This window comes from Sulfitobacter sp., from assembly GCF_041552635.1.
Taxonomy (GTDB): Bacteria; Pseudomonadota; Alphaproteobacteria; order Rhodobacterales; family Rhodobacteraceae; genus Sulfitobacter.
In genome coordinates this window covers 1-22,269 of the sequence record NZ_JBFEKM010000056.1, presented here as the reverse complement: position 1 = coordinate 22,269, position 22,269 = coordinate 1, and the positions used below count along the sequence as shown (strand labels likewise).

Here is a 22,269-nt window from a genome sequence, read left to right as displayed (position 1 = left end):
GAATACGCCGCCGTCGATCTGGTGGTAAAGAACATCGGCACGAACGCGAACCCCGACATATTTCAATACGTCGAAGGTCCGCTGCAACAGTCGCGCATCCGTTTGCTGGGCGAAAACAACCAGTGGCAGACATATATGGTGACAAATCTGTATTTGGTGAATGGTACGCTGATGCACCGCGACCGATTTCGCAACACAACAATCGGTGCCGTCGGCTTCGTCGAGCGAGACTGAGTAGGTGTCAGAAGGTCGGTCTGAATTGATCGACCCGGGCTTAGCTCAACCTCACACTACCCCTGCCGTCTTCTCAACTCCGCCACCCGCTCGATCTCCTTGGGGCGCTGCGCCTCGCGTTTCACAAAGATCACCGTGCAGCGGGTCAGAAACACTGCGTCGATCCACGAGACCAGCTCGGATTCCTCTGCGCTTAGCGCGGGCCATTCTGTCTGGCAGCCCGCCAATGCTGCTTGCAAACGCGATATGAAGGTCCAGCAAGATTCAGGGTGGTCGGCGTAGACGTCATATTTGATCGGCATCGGGAAGGACGTGGAAATATCTTCGATCACATACAAACCACCGGGGGGGGGGGGCAGCAGCGGGAACATTGTCTTGAAAGCGATGATCTGATGCGACCATTTGTGGCTGGCATCATCAAGTACGATGGACGGCTGTTGGTCTCTGACAGCTCGGTCAGGAAGGCGGCGCTTGATGCGTCCCCGATCCGGATCTTGAAATCATCTCCTGAAAATTTCTCGACCCTTGGGTCATTGTCCACGCCCGCGATCCGCGCCTTGGTGAAATACTACCGCCACGACCGCAGCGATGCCGGATTGATGCGCGGCAGGCCTACGCCCAGTTCCATTAAGCAGAAATCATGATCTCGGAACCGCTTGAACAGGAATTCATACAACCGCATATAGTCATGCGTCCGCGACGATTTATCCGTTCCCTTTTGGTGAGCAAGACCATCAAGGTCACCGCGTGGCAGCAAAGAAGGCAAGGTGATAAAGGGTCCGATCATTCCGCCCCCAAGCCGAGCGTTGGGGGGGGGAATGTCGCTACCTCGCAGTTTAATTCAAGTATCTATCTGTAAGAAGGTGCCTTAAATATGGGCGCTCCCTTGACCCGGCGCAGGTTCTTTGACCTTATCTGCACAGTCAAAAAAGGGTTAACCATGTACATTCCCGCCATTACAGGTAGCGGCATTTTTACGCCGGATCAAATCATCACTAATGCCGAATTAGTGACCGCCTTCAACGCATACGCCGACATCTACAATGCCGAACATGCCGACGCTATCGCTGCAGGCACGGTCACGGCAAAGGATCATTCGTCGGAAGAGTTCATCTTCAAAGCCTCTGGCATTGAACAGCGCTATGTGATCGACAAGACGGGCATTCTGGACCCGCATGTGATGCACCCGCTTTTGCGTCAACGGTCAGATGAAGAACCCAGCCTGATGGCCGAAATGGCGCTGGACGCCGCGCAAAAGGCACTGGCCGCAGCAGGCAAAACAGCAGCCGATGTGGATGCGGTGATATGTGCAGCATCGAATCTAGAACGCGCATACCCTGCCGTTGCCATCGAAATTCAGGATCTGTTGGGAATCAAAGGTTTCGCTTTCGACATGAATGTGGCCTGTTCATCAGCCACCTTCGGCATTCAGGCGGCAGCGGACATGGTGCGGTCGGGCTCGATCCGGTCAGCCTTGGTCGTGAATCCCGAGATTTGTTCAGCCCATCTGGAGTGGCGCGACCGCGATTGCCATTTCATTTTTGGCGATGTGGCAACGGCTGTGCTGATTGAACGGATCGAAGACGCAGCAGGCCCCTGCTTTGAAATCAAATCAACCCGGTGCGCGACGCAGTTTTCAAACAATATTAGAAACAACAATGGGTATCTACGCCGGTCCCGCCCCGATGGTGTTGCAGACCGTCGCGACATGCAATTCATGCAAAACGGGCGCAAGGTTTTCAAGGAAGTCTTGCCGATGGTCGCCGATCATATTGCGGGCCACATGTCCGACGAAGGTGTGCAAGCCTCTGATCTGAAACGGCTTTGGTTGCATCAGGCGAATAAATCAATGAATGATTTCATTGGGCGCAAGGTCTTGGGCCGCGTGCCCGAAGCGGGCGAACAGCCCAATATTCTGCAAGACTATGCCAATACGTCCTCGGCAGGGTCGATTATCACGTTTTCCAAGTACTCCAAAGACTTGCAAGGCGGAGACCAAGGATTAATCTGTTCGTTCGGCGCAGGCTATTCCGTGGGATCCGTCTTGGTCGAACGTCACGACTAAGACCTATATCTTTTTCAGCGACACGCGTTTGTGGACCTCTTCGGCCGTTTCTACCCGTTCCGAATATCGGTCAGTCAGATAGGCGCTACGACCGCGTGTCATCCACGTGAATTTCACCAGCTCTTCCATCACGTCCACAATCCGGGCGTAGAACGGTCCGGCAGGCAAGCGCCCTTGGTCATCGAATTCTAGCCAAGCCTTTGGAATGCTTGATTGATTGGGGATTGTGATCATGCGCATCCAGCGCCCCAGGATCCGCATCTGATTGACTGCGTTGAAGGATTGCGATCCGCCCGATACCTGCATGACGGCCAGCGTCTTGCCTTGGGTTGGCCTTATGCCCCCCTGCAACGACAGCGGCAGCCAGTCGATTTGCAGCTTCATGATTGCGGTCATGGCACCGTGGCGTTCCGGGCTAGACCAGACCATGCCTTCGGCCCATGTCGCCAGATCGCGCAGTTCAACCACCTTGGGATGCTCTGCATCGGCATCATCGGGCAGCGGCAGACCTGAGGGGTCGAACATGCGCGTTTCACAGCCCAGAAGCGTCAGTATACGGGCACATTCTACGGCGGCACGGCGCGAATAGCTGACCGACCGCAAAGACCCGTAAAGCAACAAAATCCGTGGCTTATGACCTGGATCATCCGGTGCCTTCAACACATCCACATCAATTTGCGGCAATTGATCAGCGATCAGGGCAGGAAGATCATCATGGGTCATTCTAGCATCCTTTGGCAGTCCGGTTGCATGACGCATAATGTTTGCGTCCCTGCGCGGCAACCACATCTTGAACGCCGGACACATCTGCCTGTAAAGAACCCTATGGCAAAGCTTTACTTCCACTATTCGACCATGAACGCGGGCAAATCCACGGTGCTTTTGCAAGCAGCGCATAACTATGTCGAACGCGGTATGACCCCCTATCTGATTACCGCGCAGTTCGATAACCGCGCTGGCGATGGCCGCGTGGCGTCGCGCATCGGGATCGGACAAGACGCCGACACATTTGCCCCCGATGAGGACCTATTCACCAAGATCGAAAGCCGCCTGCAATCAGGCCCTTGCGCCTGCATCTTCATCGACGAGGCCCAGTTTCTAAGCAGCGATCAGGTCTGGCAACTGGCCCGTGCGGTCGATGATTTGGGCGTGCCGATTATGTGCTATGGATTGCGCGTCGATTTTCAGGGGATGCTGTTTCCCGGATCGGCCACCCTGTTGGCATTGGCCGACGAAATGCGCGAGGTCCGCACGATTTGCCATTGCGGCAAAAAGGCTACGATGGTTGTCCGTCTTGATGCCGACGGGCAGGCCATCAAAGAAGGGGCGCAGGTCCAGATCGGCGGCAACGAGACATACGTATCCCTGTGCCGCCGACATTGGCGTATCGCGGTCGGGCGTTAAACGCCGTTTGGCAGCGTGCGCCCCTCGACGCCGGCTTGCAAATTTTCAACCGCCATCATCCACATATCCACACGCACCTCATGGGATGACGTACCTAAATGCGGCAATAGCACGATGTTATCCAACGCCCGCATGGCTTCGGGGACATTGGGTTCGAATTCGTAAACATCCAGACCCGCGCCACCGATTGCCCGGTTTTGCAAGGCTTCGATCAGCGCGCTTTCCTGCACCACATTGCCGCGGGCGATATTCATCAGCAGGCCATGGGGCTGCATCGCCGCCAGCACATCCGCATCAACCAGATGATGGGTATCATCCCCGCCCGGCACTGCGATAACGACCACATCAACAGCGCCTACCAAGGCCTTGAGGTCACTGATATGTTCCGCGTCATAGGCCAGATCCTTGGCGCTGCGGCTGAAATATTTCACCTTCATCGAAAAGCCGAAGTGACAGCGGTGTGCCACCGCTTGACCAATGCGCCCCATGCCCACGATGCCAACAGTTTTGCCCGTCAGATGCATCCCCAAAAGCTGCGAGGGGTGCCAGCCTGTCCACTTGCCCGAACGCACCAGTCTTTCGCCTTCGCCTGCGCGGCGCGCGGCCATCAGCATCAGCGTCATGGCGATGTCGGCTGTCGCGTCGGTCACCGCACCGGGGGTGTTGCTGACCTGCACACCCGCCTTATGCGCGGCGGCCACGTCAATGTGGTTATATCCAACCCCGAAATTCGCCAAGATCTTGCAGCGGGGTTCAGCCACCTGCGCGAAAATATCAGCCGAGAATTGATCCCCCAGCGTCGCCAGCACCCCGTCATAATCGCGCAGGGCCGCCAGCATTTCATCTGCGCCAAGCGGCTCAGAAGTCTCCCGATAGGTCACGTCATATTCCGAAAGGGCCGCGTGGACTTCGTCTGGGGCGGGGCGGGCGATCAATAGTTTGGTCAATGCATACGTCCTCCGTTTGGGGCGGGCTGTGTGGGTCGCATCAGCACAATTGCCCCGTTTTCATCAGGCACGCCCAGCACCAGAACCTCGGACATAAACGGCCCAATCTGGCGTGGGGGAAAGTTTACCACGCCCATGACTTGGGTGCCGACAAGGTCCTCGGGCGTGTAATGCACGGTGATCTGCGCGGATGTCTTGCGCTCTCCGATCTCTGGGCCAAAGTCGATCCACATCTTGATCGCGGGTTTGCGCGCTTCGGGGAATGGTTCGGCCCGACTGACCGTGCCAACCCGAATATCGACCTTAAGAAAGTCGTCAAAACTGATCTCAGTCACGCGATAGCTCCCTCGAGCGGTCCGCAGCGGCGGCGACTGCGCGCTTGAGCAGAACAGGGAAGCCGTCATCTTCGTTCATAAGCACATCCAGCGCGGCCTGTGTTGTGCCATTCGGGCTGGTCACGTTTTTGCGCAATTGTGTCGGGTCTTCGTCTGCTGACTTGGCCAAGGCCCCTGCCCCTGCGACCGTCGCGGTCGCCAATTGCAGCGCCAGTTCAGGGCTAAGACCTTGCGCAACCCCGCCGGCCGCCATGGTTTCGATCATGTGGAATACATAAGCCGGGCCCGACCCGCTGACACCAGTCACCGCGTCAATCTGTGCCTCTTCGTCCAGTCGCACGACATCACCGACCGCGCTCAGCAGTTCTTCGGCCTCGTCCAGCGCATCCGCGTCCACATGGGCATTGCCGACGATAGCAGTGATGCCTTGGCTGATGGCCGCGGGTGTATTCGGCATGGCGCGCACAATCGGCGTTTTGTCGCCAAGCGTCTTTTCAAATGTCGCGATTGTGGTGCCTGCGGCGACGCTGACAAACACGGTTTTGCCATTTCCCATCGCCTGAAGCGTCGGCAAGGCATCGCCCATCATCTGCGGTTTTACCGCCACCAGCACAACCGCAGGGGCGGCAGGTAAATCAACATTAAGCTGGATGCCTTGATCTTTCAGCCAATCAGAGGGGTGCGGATCAATAACCCAGACCGAGGATTTCGGCAGCCCCCGCGCCAGCCAGCCCGCCAACATAGCAGAGCCCATTTTGCCGCAGCCCAGCAGAACCAAGCCGTCTTTTGCAATACGTGTATTTTCCATGTCAGCATCCCCAAATTTCTACTCTTGGGGGCAACACTTACGCGTGGCCATAGGCCTCTGCAATGGCAACCTGAATGGCTTGCTTGGGGGTTTGATCGCCCCACAGCACCAGTTGCACGGCAGGATAATAGCGTTCAGCACTTAAAACAGCAGCCCCGATCATGGTATCGATCTGCGCCGCTGTCGCATCCTGACCGCCGCTCAGAACCAAGCCATAGCGGTACACCATCAGCTTTTGTTCAGCCCAATAGGTAAAGGCCCCGGCCCAGCATTGGTCGTTCACATCATTCAGCAGATGATACAGCACAGGCAGTTTCTCAGCCGGCGGATCCATCTCGAAGGAACAAACAAGACGCAGCGTTTCGTCGTAAGCTGACCATGCCAGAGTGATCGAATAGGTACGCCATTGGCCTTCGACAGCCATCGCGATTTGCTCATCCGAAATTCGGTCAAAATCCCAATCATTGAACGCCGCCAGGTTTTCGACGATGTCGATGGGATGAATGTCGTCGTCAAGATACTGCTCGGTCAGGGCCATATCGCCACCTCTTTTGTTCCGCGCGTCAGGTTGCATCTGCACCGCAACGCTTGGGTGTATCTACTATGGATCGCCGAGCCGGTCAGCGTTCCATACAAGATATGGTGCGCATATGCGGGCCATGTGGCAAGTCTTTTTCTGGGGGTAACCACAAAAGATAGGGGATAACCTCAGTATCTTGTGGATAAGACGGGCAAGTACACCAAATTGCGTAGACCGATGACTTCTATGTCGGACAAACCAATCACAGCATGCCAAAAGAAAAACACCCGAACTTGCGGTCGGGTGCTTCTTAAATGGTGATCAATGGGTTGGAAAGGCTGGGCTCAGCCCTTCGCCTCAAGCGCATCCAAACGTGCCTTGAGAGCCTCGTTTTCTTCGCGGGCTTTTTGCGCCATGGCGCGCACGGCATCGAATTCGTCGCGTGTCACAAAGTCGCGATCAGCCAGCCAACGGTCCATCATGCCCTTCATGGCGGTTTCCGCCTCGGTCTTGGCCCCTTGGGCGACGCCCATGGCATTGGTCATCATCTGGGATATATCGTCGAAAATCTTGTTGCGCGTTTGCATAGCGGTCTCTCCTGATCGGCTGTTACTGTCTATATGGTGTTCAATTGACGATCTCGCAAGGTTGACTTCCTTACGCGGGCAGGCTCAATCGGCACCATGATGGCAATGCTCCCCTTCCCGAATATGTCCCCCGAGATTTTCTCGATCACTTTGTTTGGCATGACCTTTGCGCTGCGCTGGTATGCATTGGCGTATATCGTCGGCATTGTCCTTGGCTGGCGCATGGTTGTACGCGCGGTCAATCGGCCCGACCTTTGGGCGCATGGCAAACCCGTCATGACCAAAACCCAAGTCGAAGATTTTCTGTTCTGGGTCATACTAGGTGTGATCCTTGGCGGTCGGCTTGGCTATGTCTTCTTTTATCAGGCGTCCTATTACCTTAGCCATCCGCTACAAATCCTGCGCATTTGGGAAGGCGGGATGTCCTTTCATGGCGGGGCGATCGGGGTGATCCTTGCTGGTGTTTACTATACGTCGCGGCACAAGATCAGCAAATTTTCGACAGGGGACATGGTGTGTCTGGGCCTGGCACCGGGGTTGTTTCTGGGTCGCATCGCGAATTTCATCAATGCTGAACTATGGGGCCGTCCGACTGATTTGCCTTGGGGTGTGGCCTTTCCGACCGTTGCCGCCCAGAACTGCCCTGATGTGATCGGCATCTGTGCCCGCCACCCTTCCCAGCTTTACGAAGCCTTGCTCGAAGGGCTGATCCTCGGGTCCTTGCTGGTTTATCTGGCGTGGCGTCGCGGGGCGCTAAAACAAGAAGGTCTGATCGGCGGTACTTTCCTTGCCGGCTATGGCATCGCGCGGTTCCTTGTTGAATTCGTGCGCCAACCGGATGCGCAGTTTATCAGCACGGGCAATCCGCTGGGGCTGGCGTTGCATATCGGCGGCTATGGGCTGACCATGGGGCAATTGTTGTGCCTGCCCATGATCGCCGTTGGGGTATACCTAGTCTTGCGGACCAGACGTCTGGCATGACGACCCTGCGCGACCACATCATCGAACACATCCACGCAAACGGCCCGATGCGCATCGACGAGTATATGGCGATGTGCCTGTTGCATCCGACAGGCGGCTATTACACCACCCGCGACCCGTTCGGGGCCGAAGGTGATTTCGTCACCGCCCCCGAGATCAGCCAGATGTTTGGTGAACTGATCGGTTTGTGTCTGGCCCAGACGTGGCTGTCCCAAGGGGCCCCCGACCGGTTCACACTGGCCGAACTGGGGCCCGGTCGAGGCACACTGATGGCTGATATCCTGCGCGCCACCCGCGCCGTGCCGGGGTTTGTGCAAGCGGCCCAGATCACATTGGTCGAAGCATCGGCATCCTTGCGCGACGTTCAGCGGAAAGCCCTTGCCGGACATGCCGTGCACTGGTGCGACAGCGCCGACGCGTTGCCCGACCAGCCGCTTTACCTGATCGCGAACGAATTTTTCGACGCCTTGCCGATCCGTCAGTTTCTTCGGGACGGGACCGGTTGGCGCGAACGGCAAGTCGGCGTCACCGACGGCGCGCTTTGCTTTGGTCTGGGGCCGGTGCTGCCGCAGCCGGCCTTTGCCGACCGGCTGGCTGACACGCAAGACGGCGACTTGATCGAAGATTGCGCACAGCTTGCCCCCACAGTGCAGGCGATCACTGCCCGTATTTCTGCCCATGGCGGGACCGCCCTGATTATCGACTATGGTGACTGGCACAGCTTGGGCGACACGTTTCAGGCCCTGCGCGGTCACCAAAGCGTTGATCCCCTGACCGCCCCCGGACAGTGCGATCTGACCGCCCATGTCGATTTCGAAAAGCTGGCACTCGCCGCAGCCCCCGCACAGCATAGCCGCATCACACCCCAAGGCGTGTTTCTGGAACGTCTTGGTATCACGCAGCGCGCGCAAACCCTTGCCACCACAATGACCGGAAAGCAGCTTGAGAACCACATCGCTGCACATCGGCGCTTGACGCACCCGTCAGAAATGGGAAACCTGTTCAAGGTGATAGGGCTGTTTCCACCAACCCAAAGCCCGCCGCCGGGATTGGATCCATGACGCTAGAAATTCTGACATCAGATAGTTTGGGCACCGTTCGTCACGGTTTTTTCACCCGCCGTGGCGGCGCGTCCTCGGGCGTGTTCGAGGGGCTGAATTGCGGCAGTGGCAGTTCCGACCAGCGCGAGATTGTCGATATCAACCGCGCGCGCGTTGCAGATGCGATGAATGTCGCCCCTAGCCATCTGATAGGCGTGCACCAGATCCATTCCGCCACTGTTGTGACCGTTGACGGGCCTTTGGCAGAAAAGCCGCGCGCCGATGCGTTGGTAACGGCGACGCCCGGGCTGGCCTTGTCCGTGCTGACCGCTGATTGCCAGCCGGTTCTTTTTGCCGATACGGATGCAGGTGTGATCGGGGCTGCCCATGCGGGTTGGCGCGGCGCGCTCGATGGCGTCCTGGCCGCCACCATCGACGCGATGGAGGCCTTGGGGGCCAACCGTGAAAACATAACGGCTGTCATCGGCCCCTGCATCAGCCAGCGCGCCTACGAGGTCGGCCCCGAGTTTATCGACAGTTTTCTGGCCGAGGACCCCTATTTCGCGCGGTACTTTGCCAATGGAACAGAAGACCGGATGCAGTTCGACCTGCCCGGATTTGGCCTGAACAGATTGCGCGCTGCCGGTGTCGGCCATGCAGAGTGGACGCGCCATTGCACCTATGCTGATCCGGATCGATTCTATTCCTACCGGCGCACGACTCATGCAAAAGAGGCCGATTATGGCCGGCTGATCGCAACAATCACGTTGTAATCGCGGCAATTCACCCAAATTCGGGCAACAATGCGACCCCCCATTGCCATGGTCTTGCCGCAAAGCTTCTTGCATCCAAGCCTATTTCTGACTGCAACAGCCAATCTAAAGGGGCAAAATACCTATAAAATAGGGGGTTTTCCAGATTGCGGCGAAATCGCCATAAATACGGATCAAAATTATAGGTATTTCTCAAGATAATCGGTGCCCTGCCCCATCCAGGCCCAAAACACTGTGCATATTCATCCTCAATCAAAGGGCACAAGCCCGACAGGCCAGAGGAAAAAGACAATGAAAACCAACACACGCTTCATCAAATCCGTCGTTGAAACTGCTGCCAAGGACACCACTGTCATGCCTTGGGCCCGCGGCGCACGCCGTGCTGCATTTATCGCCAAGCGCACAGCGCCTGCGACCACACGCAAAACCGCCTGATCGCGGACCGCAGACCGAGCGGGGAAAGACGATGGTCTTTTGCCCAAGTCCGCAAAGCGAGGTCGGTAGTATACGGCCTGAGGCAAAAGGCAGGGCCGTCGCAACGACCCGCTTTTAGATGAACGACTGCTTTCGCTGAAAGCACACACAGACCAATCCACGCCGATTTCGTTGGGGGCACGAAATGGCGGGGTCAGATGGAAAGTAAAATCATGCCACCGAATGCTGCCTCTTTGATTGTATCTAAACACGTTTATCCCTCTAATGGGGGAGAAACGAAAAAACGTTATGGCCCAACAACAACCCGAGAGGCGCGGATGCACACTGACACCCAACTCCGCAGCTATGAGGTCGTCGCCAGACGTCTGGACGGCTCTGTGTTTATTGGTCAGGACCGCGCCCCCGCTATTCCACTTTTTGAAAACGCTTTTTCCGCTTTCGCACACGGCACGATGATCCAGACCGATAAGGGCGACATCGCTGTCGAAGATCTTCAGCCCGGCGACCTGATCGTGAAATCGAATGGCAAAACCGCGCCGCTGATCTGGGTCGGTTCCAGCAGTTTTGTGCCTGCCGATACGGGCAAACGTACCCCACTTGTCCGCACCATGGCCGACAGCCTTGGCCAAGGGCGCCCTTTGGGGTTTCTTACATTCGGACCAGCAGCCCGAATTCTGCATACACCATCACGGCTGCGCGGCGGTGAGACAAGCCAACAAATGCTGACGCTCATGCGCGATCTTGTTGATGGTGTGAACATCATCGAGATCATGCCCCCAACACCTGTGCGGCTGTATCATCTATGTCTGGAAAAACACGCCGCGATCAGTGTCAGCGGGCTTGAGGTCGAAACCTTCCATCCCGGATTGAACACATTGCGGCACCTGCCGATCCATCTACGCGACAAATTTCTGGGACTGTTCCCCCATATTGAACGCGAAGAAGATTTCGGGCCGCTCGCGTTCCCGCGCGCGCCCGATTCCTTGGATCACCTGCTTTGATTTCTGTAAGGCCTTAGGCCTTGGTGCTAAGTCGGGTTTCCAACACATCAAACGGCACACCGGGTTCATCCTTGGCCGGGCGTATCACCAGACTGGTTTTCACACTGGCGACGTTTGGTGTGGTCAGCAATTGCCCGGTGAGAAAGCTCTGAAAGCTTGACAGGTCCGGTGCCACGCATTTCAAGATAAAATCCACCTCGCCGTTCAGCATGTGACATTCACGTACCAAGGGCCAGTTGCGGCATTTTGCTTCGAAGGTCGTCAGGTCTGATTCTGCCTGGCTGGCCAATCCAACCATCGCAAAAACCTGTACCTCGAACCCTAATTCACGGGCATTTACGTCGGCGTGATAGCCGCGGATATAGCCACTTTCCTCTAGGGTCCGCACGCGGCGCAGGCAAGGAGGTGCAGAAATACCGACACGTTTTGCAAGTTCAACGTTGGTCATCCGACCGTCTGCCTGCAATTCGGCTAAAATTTTCCGATCAATCGGATCAAGCCGCGTCCCCGCCATAAAACCCCCAATGTATTTTCGATTGTTATAACACTAGCGTGGCTAGGCGCAATATTCTTTCGCAAGACCGCAATGTCCCGAAAATATCCAGAAAAGCGTGTTGCAAGCGTCCCCGGTACTGCGTGCAGGGCTGATATGCAAACTTGGGGTTTAAGGCAACCATTCGGATGGCTATATAAAGTTCAATTCATTCATTTATCCATCAAGGGGCTTCACATGGCCGAGACACGCAAAACCAAGCTTTTGATTATCGGTTCAGGCCCTGCGGGCTATACCGCTGGCGTCTATGCAAGCCGCGCCATGCTGGACCCGATTCTGGTTCAGGGCATTGAACCGGGCGGCCAGTTGACCACCACGACAGAAGTTGAAAACTGGCCCGGCGATAGTGAAGTTCAAGGTCCCGACCTGATGATCCGAATGCAGGATCACGCCAAGGCCATGGGGACCGAAATCATCGGTGACATCATCACCGATCTGGACCTAAGCAGCCGCCCGTTTCATGCCAAAGGCGACAGCGGCACCACCTATGTGGCAGATGCGGTGATCCTTGCAACAGGGGCCCGCGCCAAATGGCTGGGCCTTGATACCGAAGAGAAATTCAAGGGTTTCGGCGTTTCGGCCTGTGCGACCTGCGACGGGTTTTTCTATCGCAACCAAGAGATTGTCGTGATCGGCGGTGGCAACACCGCCGTAGAAGAAGCGCTGTTTCTGACCAATTTTGCCTCAAAGGTGACGCTGATTCACCGCCGCGACGAACTGCGCGCCGAAAAAATTCTGATCGACAGGTTGATGAAAAACCCCAAGATCGAACCACTGTGGTTCCACCAGCTTGAGGAAGTCTATGGCACCGACGCGCCCCTTGGGGTCGAAGGCGTCAAGGTTAAGAACGTGCAGACAGGCGAGATTACCGATATCGCGTGCAAAGGTGTCTTTGTGGCAATTGGCCATGCGCCCGCGAATGAATTGGTCAAGGACGTGCTGGAAACCCATATGGGCGGCTATGTTGTCACCAAACCTGACAGCACAGAAACATCCGTCCCAGGTGTGTTCGCCGCGGGCGACCTGACCGATCATAAATACCGCCAAGCCGTCACAAGTGCAGGCATGGGCTGTATGGCAGCACTTGAAGCAGAACGTTTCTTGGCCGAAGTGGGCGATGATGAGGGCAAGGATACCTCCTTGCCATTGGGCTACGGGGCCGAGGTCAAGTCGGACGCATAACATTCGGCTTAGAGCGCCTTTGCTAGGATAAAGTTGCCCGAATAGGACAAATCTCACGCCTTTGTCCGAAAATTGACGCAAACGGGCCGCAAGGCTTGATTAGCAGAGCGAGGCGGGTTTATGACCCGTCTCAAACGTTTATTGACCCTAATTAATTGCGAGAATCCCATGCAGACGCCCAACCTTGCCCCGATCCCCGAACTTTATGTTTCTTACGATTCGGCCCAGAAACTGAAAGTTGAGGCTGGAAATTTGGTCAGCCATGACCTGACACCCCGTCAAATTTGCGATCTGGAACTGTTGATGAACGGTGGTTTCAACCCTCTCAAGGGGTTCTTGACCGAAGAGGACTACAACGGCGTCGTCGAAAACATGCGCCTGGCAGACGGATCGCTTTGGCCGATGCCAATCAACTTGGATGTTACTGACAAATTTGCCGAAGGTCTTGAGATTGGCCAAGACATCGCCCTGCGCGACCAAGAAGGTGTCATTCTTGCCATCATGACCGTGACCGACCGTTGGACGCCGAACAAGGCGGTTGAGGCGGAAAAAGTATTCGGTGCTGATGACAGCGCCCACCCTGCTGTGAACTACCTGCACAACACTGCTGGCAACGTCTATCTTGGCGGTCCGGTAACGGGCATCCAGCAGCCCGTGCACTATGATTTCAAAGCGCGTCGCGACACGCCAAATGAACTGCGCGCTTATTTCCGCAAGATGGGCTGGCGCAAAGTTGTGGCCTTCCAGACCCGCAACCCGCTGCACCGCGCGCATCAGGAACTGACGTTCCGTGCCGCCCGCGAAGCCCAGGCAAACCTGCTGATCCACCCCGTTGTTGGCCTCACCAAACCTGGCGACGTTGATCACTTTACCCGCGTGCGCTGCTACGAGGCTGTGCTGAACCAATACCCTTCTGCGACCACATCGATGAGCCTGCTGAACCTTGCCATGCGCATGGCCGGCCCCCGCGAGGCAGTTTGGCACGGTCTGATCCGTAAAAACCACGGCTGTACGCATTTCATCGTCGGTCGCGACCACGCAGGCCCCGGCAACAACTCCAAGGGCGAAGATTTCTATGGCCCCTATGATGCGCAGGACCTGTTCCGCGAACATCAAGAGGAAATGGGCATCGAAATGGTCGATTTCAAACACATGGTCTGGGTTGCAGAGCGCGCCCAATACGAAGCCATGGACGAGATCAAAGACAAAGACGATGTCACGATCCTGAACATTTCCGGCACCGAATTGCGCCGCCGCCTGCAAGAGGGTCTTGAGATTCCTGAATGGTTCTCGTTCCCCGAGGTCGTCGCCGAACTGCGCCGCACACGTCCGCCACGGAACAAGCAGGGCTTTACTGTGTTTTTCACCGGTTTTTCCGGGTCGGGAAAATCCACCATCGCCAATGCTTTGATGGTCAAGCTGATGGAAATGGGTGGCCGTCCGGTGACGCTGCTGGATGGTGATATCGTGCGCAAGAACCTGTCTTCGGAATTGGGCTTTAGCAAAGAACACCGCGACCTGAACATCCGCCGCATTGGCTATGTGGCAAGTGAGATCACTAAGAACGGCGGGATTGCGATCTGTGCGCCCATCGCGCCCTATGCCACCACCCGCCGTGCGGTACGAGAAGACGTCGAAGAATTCGGTGCTTTCGTAGAAATCCACGTCGCAACATCCATCGAGGAATGCGAACGCCGGGACCGCAAAGGCCTGTACAAGCTTGCCCGCGAAGGCAAGATCAAGGAATTCACAGGGATTTCCGACCCCTATGATGTTCCTGCGAACCCAGAATTGAGCGTCGAGACAGAGAATGTCGACGTCGACAACTGCGCCCATCAGGTGCTGCTCAAGCTGGAAAGCATGGGTCTGATCAAAGCGTGATCACGGGCCAAGGCCCCATATTAACAATCAAAAAAGCCAGCCCTTACAGGCTGGCTTTTAACGTTTCAGCCGCCCGCTTTTCCAAATCCACAAAACCGGCAGCCTGAGGCTTTGCCGCGCGCAACGAAGGTGCCAATGCATCATATTGCGCTAGGGATGCGCCCGTGATGGCGCGCAGCACGTCTTCTTCGGTTTCGCAAAGGATCATGCCGCCGGTATCGATGAAATCGCCTATATTCGGGCAGCCCCAATAGATCGGCACCGTTTCGCACAGCACTGCATCCACCAGCTTTTCGCTAAAGTAATTCTGCTCGCGCACGTTTTCGATGACCACGGAAAACCGGTAAGGGGCCAACCCGTCGCTTTTGTCGGCGAACGGCGCATAACCGCGCCCCAAGACAGTGACGTCTTGGCCTTGAGCTTGGATTTGTTCAACCAAACGGTGCCGCAGTTGATGGCCGATATGGTCCCGCTTGGCCGATGCGATCAGGGACATATGCTGCGTCTTGGTGACATCCAACCCCTGATAGTCAGGCACCCACGTCGTTCCATAGGGCAGGAATAACCCGTTGGGAATCCGGTCCAACAGCGGACGATGATAGGTCATCACCCGAGAAAACCGCCGATAAGTCAGCCGAAGCCAACGTAAATGCCGCGCATGGATGATCGACGGTTCGACCACCATAGCCGTAACCTTGGCGCGGGTACCGAGGTTGGGCAAAAAATGCATGTTGGTCTTGGGGTAGATGATCAGATGGTCATTGTGGGTAAGGTCAGCCACGACCCCCTGCCCCAGACGATCGGGCCGCCCCAAGGGCCAGATCAGGTCATCAAGGGACCGCGCTGCCAGCCGCTTTCCCAGCTTGCTGCCATAGGGGAGAACGGCAATAGCGGGATCGGACATGCGGGCACCTTCATAAGTTGTTCACAGGTTTAGCTCTGGCGGTCTTAATAGAAAAGGCCGCACCTTGGTGCGACCTTCTGAAAAACAGCTGATATGCTTGGACTTAATGCACCATCACCGGCGCGTAATCATGATCGCGCGCAAGGCTGAATGCCAGCTTGCGGTCGCCCACCAGCGCCAATTGCTGTCCTTTGGCATCGTGAACCGCGTAAAGCTGTTCCAGCCCTTCGGCCTGATCGCGCACTTCACGGGGCAGATCAGAGACAGCGATCATCTTCACGTAAACCGTCCGGTCCTGAATATGAGTATCTTCATTATGCATCTTATTCCCCTTTTCTGATTTTAATCGTCTGAACTACTTTTTCCGGCTTGGCCCGTGTCAGATCCACATGCAGCAGACCGTTTTCCATCAAGGCTTCGCCCACTTCGACGCCATCGGCCAAAACGAAAGACCTTTGAAACTGGCGCGCAGCAATCCCGCGGTGCAGAAAAATACGTCCATCCTGCCCTTCGGCCTGCCTGCCGCGAATGACCAGCTGTCTGTCTTCCACCGTTATGGCAAGGTCTTCCTCGGCGAACCCTGCTACAGCCAGCGTAATCAGATAACTGTAATCCGACGTTTGTTCGATGTTGAACGGCGGATAACCTTCGTTACCGGCCTTGGCGCTGCGTTCCAGCACCTGCTCAAGTTGTTCAAATCCCAACATGTGGGGATAAGAAGCCAGCGTTAATTTCGTCATAAGACACGTCCTTTAGATCAAGCGACAGTCAATCGTATTGGCCCCAGTATGGCGACCTCTGTGTCAAATATGGGGAGCAGACGTGTCAGACGCAAGGGCTATGCCAACGAAAGGCTAACGCCTATGTTAATAGTCCTAAGTAGCGAAAGAATCAGCAAGCCTTATGAACGCCCCCTCTGACCTGTCCATGAAGAACGATGACGTGTTGCGCGTGGAGCTTGAAGTCTTCCGCCGCGAGCACCGCGATCTTGACGATGCAATCCATGCGCTGGTGGACAAAGGGACCGGCGATCAGCTGACCCTGCAGCGCTGGAAAAAACGCAAATTGCGCCTGAAAGACATGATTGCCCAGATCGAAGACCGTCTGACCCCCGATATTACCGCCTAAGCGCCGCAACGGCGGATTGCCACGCCATTCCTGATGGCTATAGTGCGCGCTTCAATCGCGATCTTATAAAGGCTTACCCTCAATGGAAAATCCCCCCGTCGGCATCATCATGGGTTCCCAATCGGATTGGAGCACCATGCGAGAAGCAGCCAGTTTGCTGGATGAATTGGGCATCGCCTTTGAGGCCAAGATCGTGTCGGCCCACCGCACGCCTGACCGTCTTTGGTCTTATGGCAAGTCCGCCGTGGATCGCGGATTGCAGGTCATCATCGCAGGTGCGGGCGGTGCCGCGCATTTGCCCGGCATGATGGCGTCCAAGACCCGCGTGCCGGTGATCGGCGTACCGGTGCAGACCAAGGCGCTTTCGGGCGTCGATTCGCTTTATTCGATTTTGCAAATGCCGCGCGGTTTTCCCGTTGCCACCATGGCGATCGGTGCAGCGGGGGCGGCCAATGCAGCCCTGATGGCCGCAGGTATTCTTGCCCTGCAAGACGCTGATCTGGCGGAACGTCTGGACGATTGGCGCGATGCGCTCAGCGCCTCCATTCCAGAGGAGCCTTCCAATGACTGATCCTCTTCCCACTGGTGCGACGATCGGTATTTTGGGTGGCGGCCAATTGGGCCGCATGTTGTCAGTGGCCGCTGCGCGCCTTGGATTTCGCACGCATATTTTTGAACCCGGTGCCAACCCGCCTGCCGCTGATGTCGCCCACGCGGTGACCACCGCAGGGTACGACGATGTGGCCGCGCTCACGGCCTTTGCCAAGGCCGTCGATGTCGTGACGTTCGAATTTGAAAACATCCCGACCGAGGCGCTGGATGTGATCGAATCCATCACGCCGATCCACCCCAACCGCGAGGCGCTGCGCACCAGTCAGGATCGCCTGACCGAAAAGACCTTTCTTGAGGGGCTGGGTTTGCGCGTTGCCCCCTTTGCCGACATTGCCAACGCTGCTGATCTTGAGGCCGCATTGCAAACCATCGGCGCGCCCGCGATCCTGAAAACACGGCGTTTCGGCTATGATGGCAAGGGCCAGTCGCGCCTGCGCAGCGTTGATGACGCCGCAACAGCCTGGGCCGATATGGCTGACAGCCCTTCGGTTCTTGAGGGCTTCGTTGACTTCTCGATCGAAGTATCTGTCATTGCCGCGCGCAGTGCATCCGGTGATGTCGCGTGTTTTGATCCGGGCGAAAATGTCCACCGCGACGGGATTTTGCACACCACGACTGTCCCTGCCCGGCTAAGTGGCGCGCAGCGCATGGATGCCGTATTGCTTGCCGCCAAGATATTGAACGCGTTGGATTATGTCGGTGTTCTGGGGGTAGAGCTTTTCGTGACGCCACAGGGTTTCATCGTCAATGAGATCGCGCCGCGGGTCCATAATTCGGGCCACTGGACGCAAAATGGCTGTACCGTGGACCAGTTCGAACAACACATCCGCGCCGTTACCGGATGGCCCTTGGGCGACGGCAGCCGGCATGCGGATGTGGTGATGGAAAACCTGATCGGCGATGATATGGACCGCGTGCCAGAGCTTGCCAAACAACGCGACACGGCCTTGCATCTTTATGGCAAGGCGGATGTGAAAGCGGGCCGCAAAATGGGCCATGTCAACGTCATCAAACGGTAAAACGCATCGCAATATCGCCTGACATATAGCTGACGCGCCCACCTGCCATGGTCATGGCAACACGGCGCGTCTTGGCATCCAGAACCACCAGATCGGCACGCATATCAGGCAACAGATCACCGCGATCCGCAAGCCCCAGCACGGCCGCCGGCCCCGCCGACACCAACCGCCATGCATCGGCCAGCGATAAAACCCCGCTATCGGCCAGCATGAACGCGGCACGGCGTGGCGAAGGATAGTGGTAGTCGGACGCTAACGCCGCGCCGACCCCCATCATGATCAGATCAACCGCTGATACATTCCCGTTATGCGACCCGCCCCGAACCACATTCGGGGACCCCAGCACAACAAGGTCGCCTGCCGCTGTAGCGGCCTCGGCGGCCTCAAGGGTTTCGGGGAATTCCGCAACGTTCACACCTCGCGCGCGCCATGCGGCACGACCTTCGGCGGTTGTGTCGTCGTGGCTGCCCATTTGCACGTCTTGGGCTGCCAAGACCGCGCACAGTTCGTCCAAGGCGGCGGGCACATCGGCGCGGCGCGCGTGCATTTCCTGCATCAGCTTCAAATGCGCATCCGGGTTGCGCCCTGCTTTCAACGCTTGGGCCACCATGCGTTTCGGCACGCGCCCCTCGGCCAGCCGCCCATGGGGCAGATGGTCGTTGAACACGATATAGGACAGCCCCCAATCAGCCATCTGGCTTGGGATTTGATCATATAAATCAAGCATATGCGTCTCGAAACGCAACTGCCCACGCAAATCGGTAACCAGCCCGAGGGCCGTGACGCGCATCGCTTCAAACACCTGTTTGGCAAATTCGGGACCGCGCAGTCCGCCTTCCCAACTGACGAACTGCGCCAAAACGGCGGTGGTGATGCCATTGGCAGCCAATTCGGCCTCGGCAGCGACCAACCCTTCGGACAGGGTCTTCATCGCGCCGCGGCGCGGGGCCAAATGGCGTTCGAACCCGTCGCCATGAACGTCGACAATTCCCGGCAGAACCATATAGCCGCTCAAATCTACTGCCCGTTTTTGCGGGGCATCGACAATCACACCCTCTGCGATGGACAGCGCGCGCCGGTCCAGCCCGTCTTTGCCCAAGACCTGTGCACCGGTTAGATCAAGGTTTAGCATCGTCATCCTCCGCGCCGGGCAGGCAATCCCCCGTCGGGCAGCCAATGGAATCAAGCACTGCGTCCACGAACGTCAGTGAGCGATCGAATTTTCCGGTGTTCAGATAGGCCATCGTCTGGGCGATCACCGTGGGGTTCAACATCATAAAAGTATGGGTCACCGGCAGCATCAAAAAGTCGCGCATGCCCTTAACCCGTGTCGATTTCACAGATACTTTCCCATCATCCCGCCCCGGCAATAGCGAAGAAAAATAGGGATTTAGCGATTGCGTCCCTGCAATCACGCCCAGATCAAATGTCACCGGAGGCAGCTTGCGAGGCAACGAATCCGGACCCGTCCCCATCTGCGCGCCCGCAGGTCCGTTCAGCCAATCGAACCCCGGAAAATCACCCAACGCATCGACGACCTCGCTGCCTTGGTTCGGGGGGGCCAGCATCACGACGCGGCCCACGCGCGCATCACCCGTCTCGGCCACCCATTGACGCAGTAAAATGCCGCCCATGGAATGGGTCACGAAATCAACTTTTTCAGTCCCGCAGGCCGCGACGGCGTCGGGTAAGGTTCTGCGGGTCAATTCCTCGACTGGGGCCTCTGTCGAGGGGTATCCGGGGCGCACGATTTTGTAGCCTTCGGTCTGGAGGGCTGCCTCCATCACGGCAAAGGATGTTTCGGTCCGCGCCAACCCGTGTAACAGGACCACGCAGCGCCCCGCGCCGGCATCTTTCAGCGTCGGTTGCGCCGTCGCAAAGCCTGACAAGGCGAACAACAAAATGAACGGGGCAAAGATTGTTTTCATAAAAGACCAGATAGACTGAAATCCCGTGGTGTGAAATGGTTTGCCTAAATCTGGGATGGAAAGTTTCACCAATGGCGAATACGAGCCCAAGACTAGCGGTGCGCGCGGTTATTTTGCACGAAGGCCGGCTGCTTTTGGTGAATGCCTATCCTGACGGGCAAAGCGATCTGATGTGTGCGCCCGGCGGCGGGGTCGAACTGGGCGCGTCCTTGCCAGACAACCTGATCCGCGAAGTGTTCGAGGAAACAGGTTTAAAGATCGACGTCGGCGTGCCCTGTCTGGTGAATGAATTTCACGATCCCACACGGGGCTTTCATCAGGTGGATGTGTATTTTCACTGTCAGGTCATCGGATCGCCGCAGATTGACGCCGATTGGCAAGATCTCGAACGGATCGTGACTGACCGCCGCTGGGTCACCCGCGATCAGATGACGGGTTTGCGGGTCAAACCGGATGCGCTGATCGACGTGGCATTTGGTGGTGCAGGTATCACTTATGATCCGCTTGAGCTGATCGTGCGCTGACAGCCAAGGCGATCCCGCCCAAGACCAGCAGCGTTGCAAGGATTACTTTGGCGCTAAGCGGTTCTGCTAACAGGGCCGCACCTGCAAGGATGGCGATGACGGGCACCGACAGTTGCACCACCGCCGCCGTCGGCTGCGCCAGTTTGGGTAACACCGCATACCACAAGGCATAGCCAAGACCGGATGTTATCCCGCCGCATACCGCCCCCAGCATAAAGCCTGTCGCGGTTATCTGCGTAGTTTGCACCAGCAACAGGCAGGCGACGATGGGAACAGAAATCAGGAAATTTCCCGCAGTGTTGGCTAAGGGATCCGCTGATCCTTTGCCAATAATCGTATAGGCCGCCCACCCAAGTCCAGCGAGCGCCATAAGCGCTGCCCCTGTCGGGTTAACCTGCGTCTGCGCGCCAGGCCAAAGGACCAATACCAGACCCGCAAAGGCAAAGCTGGCACCGATTAGTTGACGGGATGTGGGGGCGCGCGCAAAGACCGCACCATAGGCGAACATCGAAATCTGGACGACGCCAAACAAGATCAATGCGCCCAACCCTGCGTCCAGTGTCAGATAAGCCAGCGAAAACCCGATAATATACAGCGACAAGGACGCAGCCCCCATCGCACGCTGGCGCTGAAACAGGTTCAACGCCCCACCGCGCCACCATAGGACCAGCGCCAAAACAGCAGCCCCCGAGGCGACCCGCATCAGGGCAAAACCTGTCGGGTCAATGTGGTCGCCAATTATGGCAAAGCGTGTCAGCAGTGAATTCGCGGCAAAAGCGATCATCACAAGAGCGGTCAAAAGGAAAATACGCATGCCAAATGCTTAGGCCAGCCGCGCAGGACGCGCCAACGAAAAAGGGACGCATCAACCGATGCGCCCCTTAATTCTGTCAGCGAAGGGTTCGAAAACCCTACGGCGTGATTTACATCATGCCGCCCATGCCGCCCATGCCACCCATATCGGGCATGCCGCCGCCGCCGTTGTCTTTCGACGGACGATCGGCAACCATTGCTTCGGTCGTGATCAGCAGACCGGCAACCGATGCCGCGTCTTGCAGAGCAGTACGAACAACTTTGGCAGGGTCGATAACGCCGAACTTGAACATGTCGCCATATTCTTCGGTTTGTGCGTTAAAGCCGAACTTCAGGTCGTCGCTTTCGCGGATTTTGCCGGCCACAACGGAACCGTCAACACCAGCGTTTTCAGCGATCTGACGCAGCGGTGCTTCGAGTGCTTTGCGCACGATAGCAATACCAACGTTCTGATCGGCGTTGTCGCCTGTCAGACCTTCAAGCTTTTTGCCGGCCTGAACCAGAGCAACACCACCACCGACAACGATACCTTCTTGAACAGCGGCACGTGTCGCGTTCAATGCATCGTCAACGCGGTCTTTGCGCTCTTTTACTT

Annotated in this window: 30 protein-coding genes; 15 read left to right on the top strand and 15 right to left on the bottom strand. The window is 56.9% G+C overall.

The genetic code is table 11. From position 1 onward, the window contains the following. Positions 1-234: hypothetical protein (locus ABYT07_RS08710; RefSeq protein ID WP_372990899.1), on the top strand; the 234-nt coding region annotated here is incomplete at its 5' end. Between the two features lie 56 nt (positions 235-290). Here the strand turns inward: ABYT07_RS08710 and ABYT07_RS08705 are convergent. Then, on the bottom strand, positions 291-605 hold the full coding sequence (locus ABYT07_RS08705) for a hypothetical protein (RefSeq protein WP_372990897.1): 315 nt from the start codon (positions 603-605) through the stop codon (positions 291-293). Between the two features lie 21 nt (positions 606-626). On the opposite strand from ABYT07_RS08705, the gene ABYT07_RS08700 reads away from it, so the two are divergent. Both ABYT07_RS08700 and ABYT07_RS08695 read left to right on the top strand, forming a co-directional pair. Further along, the gene (locus tag ABYT07_RS08700; RefSeq protein ID WP_372990895.1) at positions 627-878 is read left to right on the top strand and encodes a hypothetical protein; all 252 of its coding nucleotides are present in this window, start codon (positions 627-629) and stop codon (positions 876-878) included. Positions 879-1,174: 296 nt separating this feature from the next. Continuing rightward, entirely contained in the window at positions 1,175-2,299 is a 1,125-nt protein-coding gene (locus tag ABYT07_RS08695) for a beta-ketoacyl-ACP synthase III (RefSeq protein ID WP_372990893.1), read from the top strand. A 3-nt stretch (positions 2,300-2,302) separates the two neighbouring features. Here ABYT07_RS08695 and arsH read toward each other — a convergent pair whose 3' ends face one another. Then, positions 2,303-3,022: an arsenical resistance protein ArsH gene (gene arsH, locus ABYT07_RS08690; protein ID WP_372990891.1), complete on the bottom strand. Its 720-nt coding sequence runs from the start codon at positions 3,020-3,022 to the stop codon at positions 2,303-2,305. A 102-nt stretch (positions 3,023-3,124) separates the two neighbouring features. On the opposite strand from arsH, the gene ABYT07_RS08685 reads away from it, so the two are divergent. After that, positions 3,125-3,703, top strand: a complete 579-nt coding sequence (locus tag ABYT07_RS08685) for a thymidine kinase (RefSeq protein WP_372990888.1) — start codon at positions 3,125-3,127, stop codon at positions 3,701-3,703. Here ABYT07_RS08685 and ABYT07_RS08680 read toward each other — a convergent pair. The 5 genes from ABYT07_RS08680 to ABYT07_RS08660 all read right to left on the bottom strand — a co-directional run bounded on the left by ABYT07_RS08680 (position 3,700) and on the right by ABYT07_RS08660 (position 6,900). Beyond that, positions 3,700-4,650 (bottom strand): 2-hydroxyacid dehydrogenase, encoded by a 951-nt coding sequence (locus tag ABYT07_RS08680; protein ID WP_372990886.1) that lies wholly within the window; start codon positions 4,648-4,650, stop codon positions 3,700-3,702. The two genes, ABYT07_RS08685 and ABYT07_RS08680, sit on opposite strands and share 4 nt — an antisense overlap. Further along, complete coding sequence (locus ABYT07_RS08675; RefSeq protein WP_372990884.1) at positions 4,647-4,985, bottom strand: tRNA-binding protein; 339 nt, start codon at positions 4,983-4,985, stop codon at positions 4,647-4,649. The genes ABYT07_RS08680 and ABYT07_RS08675 overlap by 4 nt, the downstream gene beginning before the upstream one ends. After that, complete coding sequence (gene proC, locus ABYT07_RS08670) at positions 4,978-5,793, bottom strand: pyrroline-5-carboxylate reductase (RefSeq protein WP_372990882.1); 816 nt, start codon at positions 5,791-5,793, stop codon at positions 4,978-4,980. The genes ABYT07_RS08675 and proC overlap by 8 nt, the downstream gene beginning before the upstream one ends. Before the next feature lie 37 nt (positions 5,794-5,830). Further along, entirely contained in the window at positions 5,831-6,331 is a 501-nt protein-coding gene (locus tag ABYT07_RS08665; RefSeq protein WP_372990880.1) for a YbjN domain-containing protein, read from the bottom strand. A gap of 326 nt (positions 6,332-6,657) precedes the next feature. Further along, positions 6,658-6,900 carry an accessory factor UbiK family protein gene (locus tag ABYT07_RS08660; protein WP_372990878.1) on the bottom strand — a complete coding sequence of 81 codons (243 nt, stop codon included), beginning with the start codon at positions 6,898-6,900 and terminating at the stop codon, positions 6,658-6,660. A 96-nt stretch (positions 6,901-6,996) separates the two neighbouring features. On the opposite strand from ABYT07_RS08660, the gene lgt reads away from it, so the two are divergent. The 5 genes from lgt to ABYT07_RS08635 all read left to right on the top strand — a co-directional run bounded on the left by lgt (position 6,997) and on the right by ABYT07_RS08635 (position 11,130). Next, positions 6,997-7,881 (top strand): prolipoprotein diacylglyceryl transferase, encoded by an 885-nt coding sequence (gene lgt, locus ABYT07_RS08655; RefSeq protein ID WP_372990877.1) that lies wholly within the window; start codon positions 6,997-6,999, stop codon positions 7,879-7,881. Next, complete coding sequence (locus ABYT07_RS08650; protein ID WP_372990876.1) at positions 7,878-8,942, top strand: class I SAM-dependent methyltransferase; 1,065 nt, start codon at positions 7,878-7,880, stop codon at positions 8,940-8,942. Before lgt ends, ABYT07_RS08650 begins: the two co-directional genes overlap by 4 nt. After that, positions 8,939-9,694, top strand: a complete 756-nt coding sequence (gene pgeF, locus ABYT07_RS08645; protein ID WP_372990875.1) for a peptidoglycan editing factor PgeF — start codon at positions 8,939-8,941, stop codon at positions 9,692-9,694. Before ABYT07_RS08650 ends, pgeF begins: the two co-directional genes overlap by 4 nt. Positions 9,695-9,985: 291 nt before the next feature. Continuing rightward, entirely contained in the window at positions 9,986-10,129 is a 144-nt protein-coding gene (locus tag ABYT07_RS08640) for a hypothetical protein (RefSeq protein ID WP_372990873.1), read from the top strand. A gap of 317 nt (positions 10,130-10,446) precedes the next feature. Continuing rightward, positions 10,447-11,130, top strand: a complete 684-nt coding sequence (locus tag ABYT07_RS08635) for a Hint domain-containing protein (protein ID WP_372990872.1) — start codon at positions 10,447-10,449, stop codon at positions 11,128-11,130. A gap of 13 nt (positions 11,131-11,143) precedes the next feature. Here ABYT07_RS08635 and ABYT07_RS08630 read toward each other — a convergent pair whose 3' ends face one another. After that, positions 11,144-11,644: an Lrp/AsnC family transcriptional regulator gene (locus ABYT07_RS08630; RefSeq protein WP_372990871.1), complete on the bottom strand. Its 501-nt coding sequence runs from the start codon at positions 11,642-11,644 to the stop codon at positions 11,144-11,146. Positions 11,645-11,860: 216 nt separating this feature from the next. On the opposite strand from ABYT07_RS08630, the gene trxB reads away from it, so the two are divergent. Further along, positions 11,861-12,865, top strand: coding sequence for a thioredoxin-disulfide reductase (gene trxB / locus ABYT07_RS08625; protein WP_372990870.1), 1,005 nt, complete (start codon positions 11,861-11,863; stop codon positions 12,863-12,865). 168 nt (positions 12,866-13,033) lie between these two features. Continuing rightward, a complete protein-coding gene (locus ABYT07_RS08620) occupies positions 13,034-14,746 on the top strand; it encodes a bifunctional sulfate adenylyltransferase/adenylylsulfate kinase (protein WP_372990869.1) in 1,713 nt (570 codons plus the stop codon). Positions 14,747-14,789: 43 nt separating this feature from the next. Here ABYT07_RS08620 and ABYT07_RS08615 read toward each other — a convergent pair whose 3' ends face one another. From ABYT07_RS08615 to ABYT07_RS08605, 3 genes are all read right to left on the bottom strand, one after another. Further along, entirely contained in the window at positions 14,790-15,650 is an 861-nt protein-coding gene (locus ABYT07_RS08615; protein WP_372990868.1) for a glycosyltransferase family 10 domain-containing protein, read from the bottom strand. Positions 15,651-15,753: 103 nt separating this feature from the next. Next, on the bottom strand, positions 15,754-15,972 hold the full coding sequence (locus ABYT07_RS08610) for a DUF1150 family protein (RefSeq protein WP_372990867.1): 219 nt from the start codon (positions 15,970-15,972) through the stop codon (positions 15,754-15,756). Between the two features lies 1 nt (position 15,973). Further along, entirely contained in the window at positions 15,974-16,390 is a 417-nt protein-coding gene (locus tag ABYT07_RS08605; RefSeq protein WP_037228562.1) for an Hsp20 family protein, read from the bottom strand. A gap of 163 nt (positions 16,391-16,553) precedes the next feature. Between ABYT07_RS08605 and ABYT07_RS08600 the strand changes: the two genes are divergently transcribed. The 3 genes from ABYT07_RS08600 (at position 16,554) to ABYT07_RS08590 (ending at position 18,409) form a co-directional block, all read left to right on the top strand. Further along, the gene (locus tag ABYT07_RS08600) at positions 16,554-16,778 is read left to right on the top strand and encodes a YdcH family protein (RefSeq protein WP_372990866.1); all 225 of its coding nucleotides are present in this window, start codon (positions 16,554-16,556) and stop codon (positions 16,776-16,778) included. Positions 16,779-16,860: 82 nt separating this feature from the next. Further along, complete coding sequence (gene purE / locus ABYT07_RS08595; protein ID WP_372990865.1) at positions 16,861-17,349, top strand: 5-(carboxyamino)imidazole ribonucleotide mutase; 489 nt, start codon at positions 16,861-16,863, stop codon at positions 17,347-17,349. Continuing rightward, on the top strand, positions 17,342-18,409 hold the full coding sequence (locus tag ABYT07_RS08590) for a 5-(carboxyamino)imidazole ribonucleotide synthase (RefSeq protein ID WP_372990863.1): 1,068 nt from the start codon (positions 17,342-17,344) through the stop codon (positions 18,407-18,409). Before purE ends, ABYT07_RS08590 begins: the two co-directional genes overlap by 8 nt. Here the strand turns inward: ABYT07_RS08590 and ABYT07_RS08585 are convergent. Together ABYT07_RS08585 and ABYT07_RS08580 are read right to left on the bottom strand one after the other, a co-directional pair. Beyond that, positions 18,399-19,541, bottom strand: a complete 1,143-nt coding sequence (locus ABYT07_RS08585; RefSeq protein WP_372990901.1) for an alpha-D-ribose 1-methylphosphonate 5-triphosphate diphosphatase — start codon at positions 19,539-19,541, stop codon at positions 18,399-18,401. The genes ABYT07_RS08590 and ABYT07_RS08585 overlap by 11 nt on opposite strands. After that, entirely contained in the window at positions 19,528-20,337 is an 810-nt protein-coding gene (locus ABYT07_RS08580; RefSeq protein ID WP_372990862.1) for an esterase/lipase family protein, read from the bottom strand. The genes ABYT07_RS08585 and ABYT07_RS08580 overlap by 14 nt, the downstream gene beginning before the upstream one ends. Before the next feature lie 71 nt (positions 20,338-20,408). On the opposite strand from ABYT07_RS08580, the gene ABYT07_RS08575 reads away from it, so the two are divergent. Further along, positions 20,409-20,861: an NUDIX domain-containing protein gene (locus ABYT07_RS08575; protein WP_372990861.1), complete on the top strand. Its 453-nt coding sequence runs from the start codon at positions 20,409-20,411 to the stop codon at positions 20,859-20,861. Here the strand turns inward: ABYT07_RS08575 and ABYT07_RS08570 are convergent. Both ABYT07_RS08570 and ABYT07_RS08565 read right to left on the bottom strand, forming a co-directional pair. Further along, positions 20,827-21,675 (bottom strand): DMT family transporter, encoded by an 849-nt coding sequence (locus tag ABYT07_RS08570; protein ID WP_372990860.1) that lies wholly within the window; start codon positions 21,673-21,675, stop codon positions 20,827-20,829. The genes ABYT07_RS08575 and ABYT07_RS08570 overlap by 35 nt on opposite strands. A gap of 109 nt (positions 21,676-21,784) precedes the next feature. Further along, a partial coding sequence (locus ABYT07_RS08565; RefSeq protein WP_372990859.1) for a TCP-1/cpn60 chaperonin family protein occupies positions 21,785-22,269 on the bottom strand: 485 nt, incomplete at its 5' end.

Excerpts from the sequence above, each read along its gene's own strand:
- ABYT07_RS08705 (WP_372990897.1), bottom strand. The coding sequence starts at position 605 with ATGTTCCCGCTGCTGCCCCCCCCCCCCGGTGGTTTGTATGTGATCGAA.
- ABYT07_RS08700 (WP_372990895.1), top strand. The coding sequence starts at position 627 with ATGCGACCATTTGTGGCTGGCATCATCAAGTACGATGGACGGCTGTTG.
- ABYT07_RS08695 (WP_372990893.1), top strand. The coding sequence starts at position 1,175 with ATGTACATTCCCGCCATTACAGGTAGCGGCATTTTTACGCCGGATCAA.
- arsH (WP_372990891.1), bottom strand. The coding sequence starts at position 3,022 with ATGACCCATGATGATCTTCCTGCCCTGATCGCTGATCAATTGCCGCAA.
- ABYT07_RS08685 (WP_372990888.1), top strand. The coding sequence starts at position 3,125 with ATGGCAAAGCTTTACTTCCACTATTCGACCATGAACGCGGGCAAATCC.
- proC (WP_372990882.1), bottom strand. The coding sequence starts at position 5,793 with ATGGAAAATACACGTATTGCAAAAGACGGCTTGGTTCTGCTGGGCTGC.
- ABYT07_RS08665 (WP_372990880.1), bottom strand. The coding sequence starts at position 6,331 with ATGGCCCTGACCGAGCAGTATCTTGACGACGACATTCATCCCATCGAC.
- ABYT07_RS08660 (WP_372990878.1), bottom strand. The coding sequence starts at position 6,900 with ATGCAAACGCGCAACAAGATTTTCGACGATATATCCCAGATGATGACC.
- lgt (WP_372990877.1), top strand. The coding sequence starts at position 6,997 with ATGATGGCAATGCTCCCCTTCCCGAATATGTCCCCCGAGATTTTCTCG.
- ABYT07_RS08650 (WP_372990876.1), top strand. The coding sequence starts at position 7,878 with ATGACGACCCTGCGCGACCACATCATCGAACACATCCACGCAAACGGC.
- pgeF (WP_372990875.1), top strand. The coding sequence starts at position 8,939 with ATGACGCTAGAAATTCTGACATCAGATAGTTTGGGCACCGTTCGTCAC.
- ABYT07_RS08640 (WP_372990873.1), top strand. The coding sequence starts at position 9,986 with ATGAAAACCAACACACGCTTCATCAAATCCGTCGTTGAAACTGCTGCC.
- ABYT07_RS08635 (WP_372990872.1), top strand. The coding sequence starts at position 10,447 with ATGCACACTGACACCCAACTCCGCAGCTATGAGGTCGTCGCCAGACGT.
- ABYT07_RS08630 (WP_372990871.1), bottom strand. The coding sequence starts at position 11,644 with ATGGCGGGGACGCGGCTTGATCCGATTGATCGGAAAATTTTAGCCGAA.
- trxB (WP_372990870.1), top strand. The coding sequence starts at position 11,861 with ATGGCCGAGACACGCAAAACCAAGCTTTTGATTATCGGTTCAGGCCCT.
- ABYT07_RS08620 (WP_372990869.1), top strand. The coding sequence starts at position 13,034 with ATGCAGACGCCCAACCTTGCCCCGATCCCCGAACTTTATGTTTCTTAC.
- ABYT07_RS08615 (WP_372990868.1), bottom strand. The coding sequence starts at position 15,650 with ATGTCCGATCCCGCTATTGCCGTTCTCCCCTATGGCAGCAAGCTGGGA.
- ABYT07_RS08610 (WP_372990867.1), bottom strand. The coding sequence starts at position 15,972 with ATGCATAATGAAGATACTCATATTCAGGACCGGACGGTTTACGTGAAG.
- ABYT07_RS08605 (WP_037228562.1), bottom strand. The coding sequence starts at position 16,390 with ATGACGAAATTAACGCTGGCTTCTTATCCCCACATGTTGGGATTTGAA.
- ABYT07_RS08600 (WP_372990866.1), top strand. The coding sequence starts at position 16,554 with ATGAACGCCCCCTCTGACCTGTCCATGAAGAACGATGACGTGTTGCGC.
- purE (WP_372990865.1), top strand. The coding sequence starts at position 16,861 with ATGGAAAATCCCCCCGTCGGCATCATCATGGGTTCCCAATCGGATTGG.
- ABYT07_RS08590 (WP_372990863.1), top strand. The coding sequence starts at position 17,342 with ATGACTGATCCTCTTCCCACTGGTGCGACGATCGGTATTTTGGGTGGC.
- ABYT07_RS08585 (WP_372990901.1), bottom strand. The coding sequence starts at position 19,541 with ATGCTAAACCTTGATCTAACCGGTGCACAGGTCTTGGGCAAAGACGGG.
- ABYT07_RS08580 (WP_372990862.1), bottom strand. The coding sequence starts at position 20,337 with ATGAAAACAATCTTTGCCCCGTTCATTTTGTTGTTCGCCTTGTCAGGC.
- ABYT07_RS08575 (WP_372990861.1), top strand. The coding sequence starts at position 20,409 with ATGGCGAATACGAGCCCAAGACTAGCGGTGCGCGCGGTTATTTTGCAC.
- ABYT07_RS08570 (WP_372990860.1), bottom strand. The coding sequence starts at position 21,675 with ATGCGTATTTTCCTTTTGACCGCTCTTGTGATGATCGCTTTTGCCGCG.